Raw genomic sequence first — 17,083 nt, 5'->3', positions numbered from 1 at the left:
GATTATTTTTTGCAGATATTTTATATACTTTGGCATATCGTAAAGGTAATACAGGTAAATATGATAAAGTGAAAGCTTTGCAACATTTAATTGCCAATTCTTTTGACAGTAATGTAATTGCGGTTAGAAAAGTGACTGAAACCTCAGAAAAAAGAATTGTAGGAGTTAATTGCTTAATACAATATTTACATCTAATAGTAAAACATTTGACTTTCTTAGTTTTAATTTTAGGCTAGTGAAAACTGATCAATCTAAAATTAAAATTCAGAAAAATGTCTAGAACGAGAGCACAAACTTCTCTGCTAAAAATACTAAAAGAAATATTCTGCAAGTTTATATTGTAACCAATTGATAGAGTAATATATCTTATCAACCAGATATTACATGGCTTGATAAATTACTTTAGGATTGGTAACTCTAGCAGTTGTTTTAGATATGTAATGGACTTGTTTGATAAGATAGTAAGACATCATCTAATGCAATCAAGTGGATTGAAAGGCTTTTGCTGGAAAAGGTTGTGTAGAAGAAAGTTATATGAAAAGGTGGAATTATATAATGATTACCAAATTCGATATTATAGATCTTTGGAAGCAATAACTTCTGATAGGCTATAAGCAATGATATAGCTAAACCAGTATAAAACAGTTATGTTATATACTTTTTCAAATTAATTAAGAAAAACAATTAGTGCGATATTAATGGTTTAAACTCAGCGTATAAAAGAAAAATATAAAAATTTTTTATTCACACTTGAAATAAGTAGTAACAGAAGATATATGATTAGGGCATAGTAAAAGTATAGATTAACTAATTATGCTAATTTAATTATATAGAGTTAAATTTTTGGAGGATTATATGAAATACCAACCACTGTATGATCGTGTGCTAGTTGAGCCAATACAAAATGATGAAGCACATGGAAAAATTCTTATTCCAGATACCGCAAAGGAGAAACCAACAGAAGGAATAGTAGTTATGGTTGGCGGTGGCTATAGAAATGATAAAGGTGATATTACACCGTTAAAAGTAAAGAAAGGAGATACTATAGTCTATACAAAATGGGCTGGTACTGAAATAAAATTAGAAAGTAAAGACTATGTAGTTATTAAAGAATCAGATATATTATTAGTTAAAAGCTAAAATGCTTAATGTATTAATAATTAAAGGATGCTAGACTAATCAAATTATAAAATATTTTAAGGAGTTTTCAGTATGAGTAAACAAATTGTACATGGCGATCAATGTCGTAAAAAAATAATAGAAGGCATAAATGTTGTAGCTAATGCAGTAGGTATAACATTAGGACCCAAAGGTAGATGTGTAGCAATAGAACAATCTTATGGTCCTCCTAAAATTACTAAAGATGGAGTTAGTGTTGCTAAAGCAATTCAACTTAAGGATAAATCTCTTAATGTTGGAGCCCAATTTGTTATATCAGTTGCTAGTAAAACAGCTGATGTGGCTGGTGATGGTACAACTACTGCTACAGTTATAGCTGATGCTGCAGTTAGGGAGCTAAATAAAGCTGAAGTTGCAGGCATTGATATACAGGAAGTAAGAAAAGGCGCTGAGAAAGCTGTTGAAGCAGTTATTGCTGATGTACGTAAAAACAGCAGCCCTGTTAAAAATGAGGAAGAAATTGCTCAAGTAGCTACTGTTTCATCTAATGGAGACCGCGAAATTGGTGAAAAGATTGCTAATGCAATGAAACAAGTTGGCCAAGAAGGAGTGATAACTGTTGAAGATTCTAAAAATTTTAACTTTGAAGTTGAAGTTGTTAAAGGAATGAGATTTGACCGCGGATATATATCACAGTACTTTGCAACGAATCGTGAAAAGATGATTACCGAATTTGAAAATCCTTATATTTTGCTATTGGATCAGAAGGTATCTACAGTGCAGCCACTGGTTCCTGTGCTTGAAGCTGTTGCTCACACTGGCAAGCCATTAGTATTGATTGCTGATGATGTAGACGGAGAAGCTCTTACTGCATTGATATTAAACAATTTAAAAGGTTCTATTAAAGTAGTAGCTGTTAAGGCACCTGGTTTTGGTGATCGAAAAAAAGAAATGTTAGAAGATATTGCTATTTTAACAAATGGAGAAGTAATTACTGAACAACTAGGAATCAAACTAGAAAAGGTTAATGATACATCTAAGTTAGGAACTGCAAATAGAGTTATTGTTACAAAAGATCATACTACTATAGTTCATGATAAGAATAATAGTGATATAGAGAAGAAAGTTAATTCTCGTTGTGAACAGATCCGTGAAGCAATTAAAGATACAACTTCAGATTATGAAAAAGAAAAATTACAAGAGCGCTTAGCAAAACTTAGAAACGGTGTAGCTGTACTAAAAGTTGGTGGTGCTACTGAAGTAGAACAAAAAGAACGTAAGGATAGAGTAGAAGATGCTTTACATGCTACTAGAGCAGCTGTTGAAGAAGGTATAGTGCCTGGTGGTGGTGTTGCGCTATTTTATGCTTCTCGTGTTTTAGATAGTTTGAAGTTTGATAATGAAGATCAAAGGGTAGGTATTAACATTATCAAAAAAGTATTAGAAGCTCCGGTAAGACAAATAGTTAAAAATGCTGGAGGCAAAGAGGATGTTGTTGTTAATGAACTAAGCAAGAGTACAGATAAAAACCGTGGATTCGATGCTAGAACAATGCAATACGTTGATATGATAAAAGCAGGTATTGTGGATCCAACTAAAGTTGTACGTACTGCGTTACAAGATGCTTTTTCTGTGGCTTCATTAGTAATTGCTACCTCAGCTATGATTACTGATCATGAGGAAGATAATAATACTGGTAACCGCAGTGGTGGTGGAGTAGGTGGTGGACATCATGGTGGTATGGGCGGAATGGATTTCTAATCCGCCCCCATGTCTACCTTCAAAAAAAATAGAGTATAACTTTTGTATAAGGTTGCTAGTTATGTATTTTTTTACAAAATTGCAGTATAATATTTCAAGCTTGTTTAAAAAGAGTTATACGTAAGGAGTAACTTATACATTGTTATACACGTGTACCACATGAAGAATAGGTGAACTAGCTGTTTGAAAGAACAGAGTTGGAAATGAAAACCTAATATACTATAAAAAAACAAAGAAGCAAATTAGAATAAGTCTTTCATGTATAAGCATTGTTAAGACAGTCGTTTTCTGCCACATTTCTTCGCTATAAAAAAAACGGCTTTTTAAAAGCTAAATATGCGATATGATCTCTGATGTTTTTACTGTTATAGGATGGATAGTAATGCCACCAATATTCCGCCGTTTTACAGGCAATGATTGCAAAATTTCCAATGATAATGACAGTAGTGATAATGTAAAAGTCTTTTATTATTTTATTGGAAAATTTTTCTCCAGAAGAATGGAGATGACTAACTGATGCTTATGGAAAAGCTTTAGGAAACAAAACGCTGAAAAGTAGTTGCTAGCACTAATAGTTCGCTAGCTACAAGTATATAATAATGAAAATATAAAAGTTTTCAACTAAAGTTCAACTTTTTACAGAATTGTTAGGAATAAGGCTCCCCAAAGTTAGCTAGTGTTTATCTAAATTAAAAAAAGAAGGTTTTTTGAATACGAAAATAGAACTACAACTAAGTGTAGTGAGTATAGTAATAATACCAGATAACACCAGATTGGATAATGTAGTATAGCTATGCTGCTATAAGTTATATTATATACTTTGCAAAAAGCTTATCTAAGTCATAAGATTGAGATTAAGTTTGGAGATAGAATAACTTTCTTCAAGATAAGCATTTATTAAATAAACGCTTATTAATTGAGTCTGTTGTCTTTTGTTCAATATACTATCATCTAGAGCTAATAATTATTTCTTCTCTACCATTGTATACTAATCTTAGAGTTAATTTTGCTTTCATTAGATATCTTCTTATTTTTATATATTTAATTCTATTATCTCTGAATGATAAACGTTCTTTTACATATTTTCGCAATGTTGCAGAAGTATTGATAATGATGAATAGAAAAAACTATGTGGAAGCTGAGATTACAGTGAATGCAATAGCTAGTGGGTAGTCATCCGAGAGCGAAATATCAATCTTATATTCTGTTAATTTTATGTTATTCAACAATATTTTAGCTGCATTAGGAATATAAACTATAGGTTTACCAAGGTTGTTGTTTAGTATTTCAATATCGCGCAATAATAATGATGAAGTTATGCCAGTTCCAATAGCTTTGGCTACTGATTCTTTGCCAGCAAAGCGCTTAGCAACAAAATTAGTTTGCTGTTTAATAGAAAGGGATTGATATATGGTTATTTCGTTTTTTCCTAGAATACGATTAATAAATTTAGTTGAGTATTTATTAATTAATTGTTCAATTCTTGGTATGTGTATTATATCAGTTCCTATTCCATATATCATATAAAAACCATTATGTAGATACTCTTTTAACAGATATTATGTCTTGAGATGACTGTAATATATTTATTATTTTATTTAACTGCTCAAGTGTAGATATTTCTATATCTATTATTATTTGAGTTGTACTCTGAGTACAATTAGTAGTTTTGATATTACAGATGTTAACATTATTATTTTCAAGTATAGTAGTAATACTGGCTAAGCTGCCTATTTTATTACGTACAGATAATTGCACACTTGAAGTATAGAACATCTTTTGAGCGTTACTAGTCCAGCTAAAGTCTAATAATCTTATAGATTCCAAAACATAATTAGAAGCAATAGTGCAGTAGGTAGTGTGAATTACTATTTCTGTTTTTGTGCAAAGACCAATAATTAAGTCACCAGGCAATGGGTAACAGCATTTAGCAAAATCTATAGGTAAGTTTTGGTTGATTTTATCAATCTTATTATTATCAGATATAGCAATTGGTGATAGTTCATTACTTAGACAGTACGCTTTATTTAATGTTACTGGGTTAACTGGATCTGATATTGAAGTAATAATTTTGATAATTTCTTTCTTTGATAATAATTCACTTCCAATTGAGAAAAATACTTCTTCTACATTCTTTTTATTTAGCTCGTGAGCGATTTTAGCAATGCATACATTAATATTGGCAACTTGTATTTTTTTTAATGTTTGTATTAGTATTTCTTTACCTAAATCAATGTATTTTTTGTATGCTTGACTACGTATAAATTTACGAATTTCTGATTGAGCTTTACCTGTTACAGCAAATGTTTTCCATTGAGGAATAGGGAATTGTGTATGCGATGTTATAATTTCTACTTGATCTCCATTTTGCAGTTGTGTATCTAATGGTACAACTTTGTTGCTAATTTTTGCTCCTATGCATTTATTTCCTAATTCTGAGTGTACTTTATAAGCAAAGTCTACTACAGTAGCTCCTTTAGGTAAAGCAATCAGTTTTCCTTCTGGAGTAAAACAGATAACTTGGTCATAATACATTGCTAATTTTGTATCCTGCAAAAATTCAGTTGCTGTATAAGAGCGTCCTAATATATCTAATAATTCTAAAACCCATTTATGCTGCTCTACATTGTCTTTATGTTGTTTATATTGCCAATGTGCTGCTATTCCAAACTCTGATATTTCATGCATTTTTACAGTTCTAATTTGAACTTCTATTCTTCTTTGCTGAGGGCCAATAATTGTAGTATGTATTGATTGATAGCCGTTATTCTTTGGAATACTAATGAAATCTTGAAAGCTGCCAGGTATTGTTTTGTAATTTGAATGAATAATACCTAAGACTTGATAACATTCTGGAATAGTATCGACAATAATCCTGAAGGCCATAAGATCAGATAACTGATCTAGCCCAATGCATTTTTGTCTCATTTTCATCCAAATGGAGTAAGGTGCTTTATGTCTGCCAGATACCTGAGCTTTAATACCAGCTTTCATTAAAGTGTTTTGAATTTCAATGATGATAGTATCTGATGTTATGCGGTTATTATCATTATATTGCGTGATTTTGCTAATAATGGCATTTCTGATTTTAGGATACATTACTTTAAATGCAAGATCCTGTAATTCTAGTTTAATATACTGAGCTCCAATTCTTTCAGCTAGTGGGGCATAAATTTCTATTGTTTCTAAAGCTATTCTAATACGCTTATTTAATAGCTTGATCGACTCAATTGTGCGCATATTATGTAGACGGTCAGCTAATTTAACCAATAAAACCCTGATATCATTACTTATAGCTAACAGTAGCTTACGAAAGTTTTTGGCTTGTTGTAGATGATAGGATTGGAATCGAAGTTTAGCAAGCTTAGTAACTCCATCTACTAACGTTGCTACTTCTTTGCCAAATTCACGCTCAATATCACTTAAAGTTAGTTCAGTATCTTCTACTGTATCATGTAATAGCGCAGTAATTACAGATACGGTATCAAGCTTCATTTGAGCAATAATAAGAGCTACATGTAGTGGATGATAGTAATATGGATCACCAGACTCGCGCGTTTGTTTGCCGTGATAGTGAATAGCATAATCTATAGCTTTGTTTACAAGAGTTTTATTAAATGTTGGATCATAAGAAGATACTTGATTAATAATGTCTTCACGACTAACCATAGCTGCTAAGTTGTTTTTTATATTTTTCTTGTATCATCATCATCATTAATAATACTTAAGTTATCACTGCTCAGATATATTTGCTGGTTGTCAAATTCAGAGTCGCTTTCGAAGTTGTTAAAATATCCTTCTTGATCATTATTAAATTTATTTTTTTGTAATTTAGATAAGTAATTATGACTTTGAGTCTGATGTTTCAAAATAAGCTTTTCTCTCAGCTCAGGAATATTAACTTCTTCTGTTAAAATTCCATTAAGAGCAGTCATGATAAGATTGCTATCTTTTTTTGCATGAGATGCCATAATGTTAGAACCGGAATTTAGTTCAATTACTAGGTGCGCTGATAAAGATACTAACTCAAATCTATTAGCTACATGTTGAGGATAGTGTGTAATAGTGTTTGCCATAATATACTCCATAATTAAAATTTAATGTATTAACTTAAACTTAAAAAAATATAGTTAATATAAATAATACATAATTTTTTAATTAATAGCTACTGCTAATAGTGAATTAATATCTTAAATACTTGAAATTAATATGCATAGATTTAGTTGCTTTGTTAATTAATTTTTTTTGTATTAAAAGCTTTTAATTGGTGATTTGAATTTAAATATTATATTATTAATTCTAGCTACTATCTAGCTACTATGCAATAAAATTTTGACACTTGCATTTAGTATATATCTAGTGTATACTTACATTCAAGTATTTAAATATACTTTAAATTTCTTTTAAGGAGTTTTTTTATATGATTGACTATACAAGAGCTTATTCAGGTGGAGTGCATAAAAGTATTGATGAAGGGTTGCGAGCTTACATGCTGAGAATATATAACTTAATGGCGATGGCTCTTTTTATTACAGCTGTTGCAGGAACCGCTACTTTTTCACTAGAGCCACTTGCAAGGTTAATGTTTAATTTTTCGCCTAATGGGTATGTAATTGGTCAAACGCCTATAGGATTGCTAGTTAATGTGGCTCCTATTGGTATAGCACTGTACTTTTTCTGGGGAATAGGTAGGCTTGATATTTCTACAGCTCAAACTTTGTTCTGGGTATATGCTGTTCTTGTAGGCATGTCGCTTTCAGCTTTGGGTTATATTTATACTGGAGAATCTTTAGTTAGCAGTTTTTTTATTACTGCTTCAGCTTTTGCTGCTATGAGTATTTATGGTCATACTACTCAAAGAGACCTTACTTCGCTTGGGTCATTATTAATAATGGGGCTATGGGGAATTATAATTTCATCTTTAGTAAATATTTTTTTAGGTAGTCCTGCAATTCATTTTGCTACTTCAGTGTTAGGTATAGGGATATTTATGGGACTGATTGCTTGGGATACACAAAAGTTAAAGCATATCTATTATAGCTCTGGAGGTGGTGAGTTAGGGCAAAAATTAGCAGTTGTTGGGGCATTTACTTTATATTTAGATTTTCTTAATCTTTTCTTATATGTTTTGCGCTTTTTTGGTAACAGAAGAAAAGACTAAAAATTGTGATTTGTGGTTTTGCGCACAAAACAGTATAGAGATTAAGTGATTATGTCTTTATATAATTGTGCGTTGTGTATTTTTAGTTATTTTAGTATATATGCAAGCGTATATCATGTTTTGAGAAACCCATAATCATGATAAATGGATAATAAGTAACTCATAGATAGGGTAAGGATATGTTTTCTGATATTGGGTCAAATTTGGGATCTATTGGTCATGGAGGTAATAGCAGTAGTGCAGGTGGAGGTCATGGTATATATTCCGCTCTACTTGAAGGAGCTAGGTTACCAAGTATGGATCAATTGCTTTCTGAAAGCCATGTAGTTAAGATGCTTACTTTTGGGTTGGATAGTATTTTTCCAGCAGCAGCTGCATCTTTTGGACAAACTTTTAGATCAGTTCTTCAATTTGCTGATTTAGGTGGGTGTACTAGTGGATTAACTATACCACTAACTTCTATTTTTTCTACAAAAGGTAAGTCAAGTAGTCGAGGAGCATCCAGATAAATAACGCTAACTCAATATTTTAATGCAGAAAAGCTATATTATAAAGCTAGCGCTGTTCATATTGTTAATATTTGTAGTTGCAGTTAATAATATTAAAAATAGAGATAATGTTAATAATATAAGTGAATTTTATAAAACTATTAGATGTACAGTTTGCAATGGCCAAACTATTTATGATTCTAATACTGATGTTGCTCAAAAACTAAGAGAATATATTGCAATGGAAAATCAGCAAGGAAAGAGTTTTGCAGAAATACGTCAGGATATGATACAAAATTATGGTTCAGAAATTAGTATAACTGCTGAAAGTGCTACGATAATATCGGTATTCCTTACTAAAGTTGTTCCGTGGATGTTTATTACTTTTAGTTTAGCGTGGGTATATTTAAACTTTGTTTAAGGTTTTACTTGATTAAATGATGCAATTTATAGATGAAGCAAAGATTTTTATAAAAGGTGGTAATGGAGGAGATGGGTGTGTAAGTTTTAGGCGAGAAAAATTTGTTCCTAATGGTGGACCTGATGGTGGAAATGGAGGTCGTGGCGGAGATATTATTTTTATTGGTGATCGCCACCTAAACACTCTTATAAATTTTAAATTCAAGCAACATTTTCTAGCACAAAATGGTAGAGCTGGTGCAGGAAATAATAGAACTGGTAAATCTGGACAAAATTTAGTACTAAAAGTACCTGTTGGCACTCAAATTTTAAGTAATAATAAAGAACACGTAATCTTTGATTTAACTAAAGATGGACAAGAATTTATAATTATTAGAGGAGGAAAAGGTGGTTTAGGAAACACTTATTTTAAATCATCGATTAATCAAAAACCTAGAAAAAATACTGTAGGTGAGATTGGTGATTCGATGTGGGTATGGTTGCATTTAAAATTGCTTTCTGATGTTGGATTAGTAGGACTACCTAATGCAGGCAAGTCTACTTTTTTATCAGCAATTACTTCTGCTAAACCTAAAATTGCTGATTATCCATTTACTACATTAACTCCGAATTTAGGAGTAGTTTATATTAATAATAATAGTTTTGTTGTTGCTGATATTCCAGGTTTAATTGCTGGAGCACACCTTGGGCAAGGTTTAGGAGATAAATTCTTGAAACATATTGAACGATGTCGCATAATAGTTCATTTGCTTGATATTACTGCAGAGAATTTGCTGCAAAACTATTATACTATTCGTGATGAACTGTCATCATATTCTTTATCTCTTAAAGATAAGACAGAAATTTTATGTTTTACCAAAACTGATACGCAATCTAACGAAGTAATAATGTCTAAGCTATTAGAACTACAGCCAGTAATTAATAGGGTAATATATCCAATATCATCTTATACTAAATATGGAATAAAAAAGTTACTAGCGAATATTTTATCAGAGTTACAAAAATCATAATAGAAAAAATAGCTTATTAATTACAACCGTATTTTTAGATATTTTTCATTCGCTCTAATATGTCTTAAATCATCACTTATTATACCTTCTGCAAAACGGCAAAGGAAGGTATGTAAAGATTGAAAAAAAGAAGCAAGAAAAAGTGTAATAACGCCAAATTTGGATAAAGAAAGTTAAGAAGAAGAATACGAAATTATTAGAAAAGCGTAATATTGGAAATATATATGTTATGTTTGATGAGGATGATGATGGAAAATGGAAACATTAATCATAACAACACGGCACATTAACTTAACTCTGCTTTTATGTATAGAAGATGAAAATATTGTACCATCTATTCTTATCCAAGTCTCATAACTTTATATCACTCTATACTATTCTAGATTTGAAAGAAGTATATTAAACACTTAGACTTATTCAGTTATAAAAACTGCGCGGAACCAACAAATAATATTGCAATAATATTATTTGTGTTTTAGTATATAATGCTAAGTGATATCAAAATTAACGTGAAATGAATGGGGATTAGTTCTGCGCAGTTGCTTATTATATTATTGATTATTTTGGTGCTTTTTGGGGCAGGGCGCTTGCCTCAAGTAATGTCTGACTTAGGTAAAGGAATTAAAGCGTTTAAGGATAGCCTAGACAATGATACTAAAAAAAAGAAAAAAGATTAATTAAAGTTTGTATGTAATGAGTTTGTATAAGTCATACAATATTAATGAAATATGGGATTTAAATTTTTGCTATAATGATGGGCTATAATGAGTCAAGTAAATTAACCATTAATAATAAGATGCAATTTCTTAATGTATATATTTTTGTGCTCTAAGTGTACTTTTCTAATAGATAGTGTGCATAATGAAGAGTAGATTAATTAGCTGTAGAAATAGCAGTATCAAAAGTGTATACCTAACAGATTAGAGTAAGTTAAAGAACCAAGTTACTACAATCCTTCTATAGGTTAGTATACTTCTTATATCGAACAGGTTCTATTAGGCTAGAAAGTATAGTGCTTCTTCTTGGTTTTTAGAGTATTCTTTCCGTCTTTAATATTGGTTCTTTATTCTTAATTTTTATTTAAAATTGTCTTTATAAATCCATGCTTTTTATTGTCTAATTTGGCGTATATGGTCTATTATATTATGATTATTTTAATTTTGATCCTGATTTGTTTTTTGATTTAAAAGTAATTTTTTGATGTTGTTGCTGAAGTCCAGATTTATGTCTTAGTTTGCTGAAAGTTCGTTGTCCGAAATAAAAACTAATAATACCAGCAAAAATCGCTTGATCATCGCTAGTCCATAATATATTTATAAATTCTGTAATATATATTGTTGATTGAATAGTCAGAGATTTATATTGTATAATTTTAATAATAGCATACATAAAGAAAAAGCTATATGCTAATATAGGCCTAACAGTACCATTAATTGCATCTATCCATACTATACCAGTTTTGTACGTTGTGTATATAATAGCAGTATGTTCAGCTAAATCTTTAGCAAATTCCATTTTTTTTAAACTACTCTCTTGTAACCAGTGAGCAAGATATGCTTTCTTGTCAAGCATATCCATAGTATGCTGCCTTTCATTCTTATCTTTAATTAGTTTTAGTATTTCTGGAACAACGGAGCTAATAAATCCGACTATTGATGCAAGTAGAGCAATCATATTTTTTAATAATTTATAAAGTTAGTTATTCTGTTTATAAGATAATTAATTGCAAGGGATCTATCTAACTACTAGAGTACTCTAGAGAATACAAGCAAGATTATTTATATTTCTTATGCAATTTTTATTTCATTTATTTAACAAAATATATATTTTTTAATTACTTAACTAAGCTCTAAATTAGATTTTCTTACTTCATCAATCTGAGTTTGAAATAAGAAATATATTAAAATGCAGAAAGAAAAAGAATTGCAGCATGTTCAGGCTTATGTATAGTAAATCAAAAAAAGATAGTTCATCAGGACAGAATGGAAAAGGGATATAGTCAAGAAAAATAAGCAGAATAATTGATACTATAGCATATCAGCCTATTAATAGAAGTACTGTTAACCAAAATTTATTATGTTGTGTTAAGGCATACAACAATTACTCTGCCTATATTTTTTACGTCAAACTTAAAATTTCTTTATATATTTTTCTTGAGTATTTGTTTAAATTAAATATTGTATATATTACACGTTTACTAAAAAGTATTCAATCAGTGAAAAAAAGAAATACTAATAAATATAGTCATTTACAATGAAGTTTGAGTATAAAATATCCTGTTGGTAAATCTTATGATGCTATTGTCGCTTTTTCTATACTCAAACTTCATTGTAAATGACTATATAACAAAGTTATTCAAATTAGAAAGCAAGATATAGATATATAGATATATAAACTACCCAACAACAACTAATGAAAACAACATCTTTATATGAGAATCATGTGCAGTGGATGTATTAAGATAGAACGGTAATAATATCAGTTCTTGTCTTGCACATTTAGTAAAAACTAAAAATAGCGAATTGTTATAGATAACGTGTTAAGAATTAAGAAAAGAAATAATAATTTTATAAAAAAGATGTAAGTTTTTATAAAATTATTATTTTTGATGGATTGAAACATTAGGATTAAAAGGAGAATTATGCTTTAAAACACCGTAAATAATATGTAATAACATGATCTATAGGTAAAATTGGTCTTCTAAGGCAGATAGTATAAGTATGAAGATTTATATAGGTTTGGCATAATGATTTTTGTCAACCTATTTTCAACCTTTTGAACAAAAATTTGAGTGTAATTTGTAAAAAAATTATTTTCTAAAACACCTACTATAGCTGTATTTTTGGAGATGAAAAATGTGCCCTGTAGTATTCGATTTTTTAACCAATGGTTGTAATTTTGTTAAAAAAAATAGTAACAATAATGACACAATATTTTATAACTTTATTGGAAATATCATTCCACCAGAATGGAGAAAGCTAACTGGAGATAATGGAAAAGCATTAAGTAAAACATCTAAACAGCTTTTATCATTCATAGTATTTAGACTACATATCTATTACAACAAAGATATAGATGAATTACAGGAAAGTTATCAGCTTTATGAAGATAAGCGAATGTTGGTCAAAGAAGAGTTAGGCAATGCTTAGTAGAATTAAGAGATGCAGGTTTTATTGAAATTGAAAATAGGACAATCATTAAAGACAATCTTAAGTTACGTAATGTCCCTTGCATAAAAATTCTGAAAAATTTTCAGCACTATAGCGAAAAAGGAAAAGAAGAAAATATAGCCTTACCAGAAAAAAAATTTCGTCCCAACCTGAAAGAAATTTCAGGTCAACCTGAAACTTTTTTCAGGGACATATATAGATATATAAAAAAATCTAAAATATCTAGATCTACTGAAGGTGAGTTAGTAGAGAATAAAAAAAATGAAAATGAAGAACAAAATTTTCAAAATGTTGATGATTTTGAAAATGATATACAGACTTCAACTAAAAATTGCAATCAAGACATTAAATCACTAATAACAAAGATTCTCAAGTCTTCGAATGGTAAAAAAGAATGGTTCAAAAGGTACAGGCTAGAAGACTTTTACCCACTAACACCAGAAGATGTAGTTACACTGCAACATAAGTCTGATAGAGGCTTTAACATATACTTTATCAACAAATTGCTATTAAAGCTAGCAGATCGATATTCAAATTATCATTTTGGCTGTAAGGCATCAGTTCTAAACTATATAGCACAAGCGTTAGCAAATGAATTACGAACTACTGATCAGGCAAATAGCATCAACCGTAGATTTGATAACGTAGAAAAATCTAATAAGGAAAAATATCTTACTCAAATTGAAACAAGCGCAAATCTTAGTAAGGAAAGTCAGTTGAAGCATAAAATTGCTGGTTCTTTTGAAGCAGCTATGGCTTATCAAATTTTGACTTCTTGTAGTTTTGGGCCAGCAGTTCGAACTAGGTTTTTTGTTAAGTTGCTTAAAAATATCACACTAACAGAATGTGATAGATCAAAGATATTACAAGCTGTACAAGATGTATATGGATACGAAATTCAAGAATTGCAAGTTACACCATTTGAGCAACCTACAACTGTTTCACAGAAACAAATCAATGAAGAAGAGTATCTCTTGAATATCAGTAAACAACTGGGCTCTAACTCGACTTGGTACAAAGTACGAGAATCTTTAGTTACATGTTATGGTCAAGCTATCGATAAATCATGGTTTAGCAAATTAGAAGTTATAAATGAAGATAGTGTTAACAAAAAAATATTCATCAAAGCAAAAACAGAATTTGAAGATAGTTACATCAGAGAGAACTATCTGAAAGATCTTGAGTCCTCTTTTAAAGCTCAAGGATTTTCTTTCGAGTTAGTTAAGCTTAGTAATTTTAATAAAATTTAAAGGGTGATATGGAAAAAGATCTTGCAAAGATTGCTCCAAGTAATATTCAGGCAGAGCAAATGATACTTGGGGCAATTCTGATTAACAATCGTGCGCTATATAACATTAACGAATTTTTACTGCCGGAACATTTTTATGAACCATTACATGGCAAAATATACAAGTCAATTAATCTCATTATTAGTAAAGGAATTAGTGCTACTGTAATTTCGCTCAAAAATATGCTAGGCAATGAACCCTCATTTGATGAAATAGGTGGAGTAGATTATCTAGCTAAACTTACAACTTTAGCATTAAGTATAGTTAATGTTAATGAGTACGGCAAAATAGTATATGACCTTGCGCTGCGGCGTTATTTAATTGAAATTGGAGAAAAAATAGTAACAAATGCGTATTCTTCTACTTTAGCAGATTTAGCTATAAGTCAGATCGAAACTGCTGAATCTCAATTATATGATCTAGGTGCAAGAGGAACTTTAAGTAAAGGATTTACAAAATTACAAACTTCAATTGAAGAATCATGGACATCAATTTCATCTGCTATTAAAAATAAAAACTCTATTAACGGTATTAGTAGTGGACTACTTGACCTTGATTCAAAGCTTGGAGGATTTAAAAATTCTGACCTAATAATATTAGCTGGCAGACCTTCAATGGGTAAAACTGCTTTAGGAGTTAACTTAGCAATAAATGCTTGTAAATATTTTCTTACTCAAAAAAATACTAAAGATAATGTAGTACCATCAGTTGGATTCTTTTCTTTAGAAATGTCATCTCAGCAAATCTCTACTCGAATTCTTTCTATAGAATCTGAAATTAATAGCTCTGCATTATTTAACGGTAAAATAGGTGAACAAGATGTTGATAAGTTGAAGACTGTACAAGATGAAATACAAAAGTGGAATTTTTTTATAGATGATGCTCCGGCAATCTCAATATCTGCAATTAGATCTCGAGCTCGTAGACTTAAACGTACACATAATTTAGCAATATTATTTATTGATTATTTACAGCTAATAAAAATTGATTCCAGAGGAAGTCAGTATAATCGAGTACAGGAGATTTCTGAAATTACTCAGAGCTTAAAAGCTCTTGCAAAAGAACTTAATATTCCAGTAATTGCATTATCTCAATTGTCTAGAGCTGTAGAACAAAGGACAGATAAAAAGCCTATTCTCTCAGATCTACGAGAATCAGGTTCAATTGAACAGGATGCAGATATTGTAATGCTCATATATCGGGACGAATATTATCTATCTAGATCAGAACCAGATCCAGGTACTCGAGAACACATAGAATGGAAAGCTAGACAAAATAAATGTTATAACACTGCTGAAATAATTGTTGCTAAACACCGTAATGGTCAGGTTGGTACAGTGAAGTTGCACTATAATAGTAGGTATTCTAAATTTGGCAATATTGTTAAAAACTATCAGCAAGCTTAATAAACACTAGATTATGCATAAATGAAAAAATGCTGGTCCAAAAAAAAATTACAGCAAAATTTTACTCATTAACACCAGAGATATGCAACTTAAGATTAATTTTAGCATCGTGATAACTGAATCCAAAAAATTATAATTTAATTTGCTTCTTTTCCAGTTTTTATCTGGGATTGGAGTATACAAAAAGTTTAAATTATGGTATAATTTATTAATAACTATTTAGAGGTGGACAATGATAGATTTTTATAGTGAGAGCTTAATAAATAAGGTGTTCAGAACCAACATAAGATTTAACACCAAAATTGATCTTGATAAAGTTGAAAGAGCAATACTTTACGCTAAAGAATATCATGGCCAGCAAAAGAGAGATACTGGAGAACTCTACTACACACATCCATTGAAAGTAGCGTACATGGTATCAGACTACAGCTTTGAAACAAATACAATTATTACTGCAATACTACATGATACACTTGAAGACACAAAACTAACTAAAGAAAGAATAAGGTACGAATTTGGTGCTAATATTGCAGAACAAGTTTCAGACCTTACCAGAGTTAGGGATAATAAGAAAATCAGTGCTATGGAAATGATACAAATATTACGCAGCCAAAATAAAACAGAACTATTACTGATCAAACTTTTTGATAGATTCCATAACATTCAAACCATACACATAAAACCTTATGGAAAAAGACAAAAAATCGTCATTGAAACTCAGCAAGAATTTATACCTCTTGCTCAATATCTTAAATTACCAGAAATTACCATAGAGCTAAATAAATACTGTGAGCTTTATGTTAGTTAGAATGCAAACTTTTTCTAACTAGCAAACATAGCATTAATATATATTTTGCTTTGCAGAATCAAGCATAGCTGCTTGGCATAGATATATTATCGCTCAATTAATAATATATCACCTACAAAATCTCTAAATTGATCAATATCTAAAACACTAATGCTACTTTCATTGCGATTCATACATTGTTGAGTAAAAAAGTCATCTAATTGTTTCTGTAAATTTTCATTGTAAGTATTGTATACAATAGTTAGGTTAGATTTATAAGGCATGCACCATATAGATAAATAATAATGCTTTTCTACTATTAATCTTAGTGTATTAAAAGTAAAACTTACTTGTATATAATACATTTCGTTTACCTGGCTCTATACATATTCTAACGTAAGTTTATGGCAAAAAAAGATGAAAGGTATAATGTAATAGGTATACAAGAGATAATGTACAACTATAATTTTGT

At 30.2% G+C, this 17,083-nt stretch carries 18 protein-coding genes; 13 read left to right on the top strand and 5 right to left on the bottom strand.

Translation table 11 applies throughout. From position 1 onward, the window contains the following. Positions 1–29 precede the first annotated feature (29 nt). From DK405_RS05850 to groL, 4 genes are all read left to right on the top strand, one after another. Entirely contained in the window at positions 30–236 is a 207-nt protein-coding gene (locus tag DK405_RS05850) for a reverse transcriptase N-terminal domain-containing protein (protein WP_045912468.1), read from the top strand. 111 nt (positions 237–347) lie between these two features. Beyond that, positions 348–614 (top strand): group II intron maturase-specific domain-containing protein, encoded by a 267-nt coding sequence (locus tag DK405_RS15745; RefSeq protein WP_080503903.1) that lies wholly within the window; start codon positions 348–350, stop codon positions 612–614. A gap of 241 nt (positions 615–855) precedes the next feature. Continuing rightward, positions 856–1,140 (top strand): co-chaperone GroES, encoded by a 285-nt coding sequence (locus tag DK405_RS05840; protein ID WP_041621221.1) that lies wholly within the window; start codon positions 856–858, stop codon positions 1,138–1,140. Positions 1,141–1,212: 72 nt separating this feature from the next. Next, entirely contained in the window at positions 1,213–2,880 is a 1,668-nt protein-coding gene (groL, locus tag DK405_RS05835) for a chaperonin GroEL (protein WP_045912467.1), read from the top strand. A 1,127-nt stretch (positions 2,881–4,007) separates the two neighbouring features. Here the strand turns inward: groL and acpS are convergent. The 3 genes from acpS to DK405_RS05820 are packed head-to-tail and all read right to left on the bottom strand — an operon-like array spanning position 4,008 to position 6,956. Next, positions 4,008–4,403, bottom strand: coding sequence for a holo-ACP synthase (acpS, locus tag DK405_RS05830; RefSeq protein ID WP_045912466.1), 396 nt, complete (start codon positions 4,401–4,403; stop codon positions 4,008–4,010). Positions 4,404–4,413: 10 nt separating this feature from the next. Next, complete coding sequence (locus DK405_RS05825) at positions 4,414–6,549, bottom strand: RelA/SpoT family protein (protein ID WP_045912465.1); 2,136 nt, start codon at positions 6,547–6,549, stop codon at positions 4,414–4,416. A 17-nt stretch (positions 6,550–6,566) separates the two neighbouring features. Continuing rightward, positions 6,567–6,956 carry a hypothetical protein gene (locus DK405_RS05820; protein ID WP_231108489.1) on the bottom strand — a complete coding sequence of 130 codons (390 nt, stop codon included), beginning with the start codon at positions 6,954–6,956 and terminating at the stop codon, positions 6,567–6,569. Positions 6,957–7,300: 344 nt separating this feature from the next. Here DK405_RS05820 and DK405_RS05815 point away from each other — a divergent pair, with 344 nt between their 5' ends. The 5 genes from DK405_RS05815 (at position 7,301) to tatA (ending at position 10,636) form a co-directional block, all read left to right on the top strand. Beyond that, a complete protein-coding gene (locus tag DK405_RS05815; protein ID WP_045912463.1) occupies positions 7,301–8,041 on the top strand; it encodes a Bax inhibitor-1/YccA family protein in 741 nt (246 codons plus the stop codon). A gap of 203 nt (positions 8,042–8,244) precedes the next feature. Further along, entirely contained in the window at positions 8,245–8,550 is a 306-nt protein-coding gene (locus DK405_RS05810) for a hypothetical protein (protein ID WP_231967651.1), read from the top strand. Between the two features lie 22 nt (positions 8,551–8,572). Beyond that, complete coding sequence (locus tag DK405_RS05805) at positions 8,573–8,950, top strand: cytochrome c-type biogenesis protein (RefSeq protein ID WP_045912461.1); 378 nt, start codon at positions 8,573–8,575, stop codon at positions 8,948–8,950. 19 nt (positions 8,951–8,969) lie between these two features. Then, the gene (obgE, locus tag DK405_RS05800; RefSeq protein WP_012460972.1) at positions 8,970–9,959 is read left to right on the top strand and encodes a GTPase ObgE; all 990 of its coding nucleotides are present in this window, start codon (positions 8,970–8,972) and stop codon (positions 9,957–9,959) included. 518 nt (positions 9,960–10,477) lie between these two features. Next, complete coding sequence (gene tatA / locus DK405_RS05795; RefSeq protein WP_011944708.1) at positions 10,478–10,636, top strand: twin-arginine translocase TatA; 159 nt, start codon at positions 10,478–10,480, stop codon at positions 10,634–10,636. Between the two features lie 472 nt (positions 10,637–11,108). Here tatA and DK405_RS05790 read toward each other — a convergent pair whose 3' ends face one another. After that, positions 11,109–11,531, bottom strand: coding sequence for a hypothetical protein (locus DK405_RS05790; RefSeq protein WP_223845002.1), 423 nt, complete (start codon positions 11,529–11,531; stop codon positions 11,109–11,111). A 1,283-nt stretch (positions 11,532–12,814) separates the two neighbouring features. On the opposite strand from DK405_RS05790, the gene DK405_RS14080 reads away from it, so the two are divergent. The 4 genes from DK405_RS14080 to DK405_RS05775 all read left to right on the top strand — a co-directional run bounded on the left by DK405_RS14080 (position 12,815) and on the right by DK405_RS05775 (position 16,632). Beyond that, positions 12,815–13,108, top strand: coding sequence for a hypothetical protein (locus DK405_RS14080; RefSeq protein WP_064612777.1), 294 nt, complete (start codon positions 12,815–12,817; stop codon positions 13,106–13,108). Between the two features lie 524 nt (positions 13,109–13,632). Beyond that, positions 13,633–14,379: a DnaA N-terminal domain-containing protein gene (locus tag DK405_RS14075; RefSeq protein ID WP_231965478.1), complete on the top strand. Its 747-nt coding sequence runs from the start codon at positions 13,633–13,635 to the stop codon at positions 14,377–14,379. Between the two features lie 8 nt (positions 14,380–14,387). Then, the gene (locus DK405_RS05780; RefSeq protein ID WP_109510619.1) at positions 14,388–15,824 is read left to right on the top strand and encodes a replicative DNA helicase; all 1,437 of its coding nucleotides are present in this window, start codon (positions 14,388–14,390) and stop codon (positions 15,822–15,824) included. A gap of 232 nt (positions 15,825–16,056) precedes the next feature. Next, complete coding sequence (locus tag DK405_RS05775; RefSeq protein WP_064612851.1) at positions 16,057–16,632, top strand: HD domain-containing protein; 576 nt, start codon at positions 16,057–16,059, stop codon at positions 16,630–16,632. Between the two features lie 86 nt (positions 16,633–16,718). Here the strand turns inward: DK405_RS05775 and DK405_RS05770 are convergent, their stop codons facing one another. Next, entirely contained in the window at positions 16,719–16,976 is a 258-nt protein-coding gene (locus DK405_RS05770; protein ID WP_231967650.1) for a hypothetical protein, read from the bottom strand. Positions 16,977–17,083: the final 107 nt, after the last annotated feature.

It is taken from the genome of Orientia tsutsugamushi, from assembly GCF_900327275.1.
Classification (GTDB): domain Bacteria; phylum Pseudomonadota; class Alphaproteobacteria; order Rickettsiales; family Rickettsiaceae; genus Orientia; species Orientia tsutsugamushi.
This window is presented reverse-complemented; position numbering and strand designations above follow the sequence as displayed.

Excerpts from the sequence above, each read along its gene's own strand:
- tatA (WP_011944708.1), top strand. The coding sequence starts at position 10,478 with ATGGGGATTAGTTCTGCGCAGTTGCTTATTATATTATTGATTATTTTG.
- acpS (WP_045912466.1), bottom strand. The coding sequence starts at position 4,403 with ATGATATATGGAATAGGAACTGATATAATACACATACCAAGAATTGAA.
- groL (WP_045912467.1), top strand. The coding sequence starts at position 1,213 with ATGAGTAAACAAATTGTACATGGCGATCAATGTCGTAAAAAAATAATA.
- obgE (WP_012460972.1), top strand. The coding sequence starts at position 8,970 with ATGCAATTTATAGATGAAGCAAAGATTTTTATAAAAGGTGGTAATGGA.
- DK405_RS05775 (WP_064612851.1), top strand. The coding sequence starts at position 16,057 with ATGATAGATTTTTATAGTGAGAGCTTAATAAATAAGGTGTTCAGAACC.
- DK405_RS05790 (WP_223845002.1), bottom strand. The coding sequence starts at position 11,531 with ATGCTTGACAAGAAAGCATATCTTGCTCACTGGTTACAAGAGAGTAGT.
- DK405_RS05780 (WP_109510619.1), top strand. The coding sequence starts at position 14,388 with ATGGAAAAAGATCTTGCAAAGATTGCTCCAAGTAATATTCAGGCAGAG.
- DK405_RS05805 (WP_045912461.1), top strand. The coding sequence starts at position 8,573 with ATGCAGAAAAGCTATATTATAAAGCTAGCGCTGTTCATATTGTTAATA.
- DK405_RS05840 (WP_041621221.1), top strand. The coding sequence starts at position 856 with ATGAAATACCAACCACTGTATGATCGTGTGCTAGTTGAGCCAATACAA.
- DK405_RS05770 (WP_231967650.1), bottom strand. The coding sequence starts at position 16,976 with ATGTATTATATACAAGTAAGTTTTACTTTTAATACACTAAGATTAATA.
- DK405_RS05815 (WP_045912463.1), top strand. The coding sequence starts at position 7,301 with ATGATTGACTATACAAGAGCTTATTCAGGTGGAGTGCATAAAAGTATT.
- DK405_RS05825 (WP_045912465.1), bottom strand. The coding sequence starts at position 6,549 with ATGGTTAGTCGTGAAGACATTATTAATCAAGTATCTTCTTATGATCCA.
- DK405_RS14080 (WP_064612777.1), top strand. The coding sequence starts at position 12,815 with ATGTGCCCTGTAGTATTCGATTTTTTAACCAATGGTTGTAATTTTGTT.
- DK405_RS05820 (WP_231108489.1), bottom strand. The coding sequence starts at position 6,956 with ATGGCAAACACTATTACACACTATCCTCAACATGTAGCTAATAGATTT.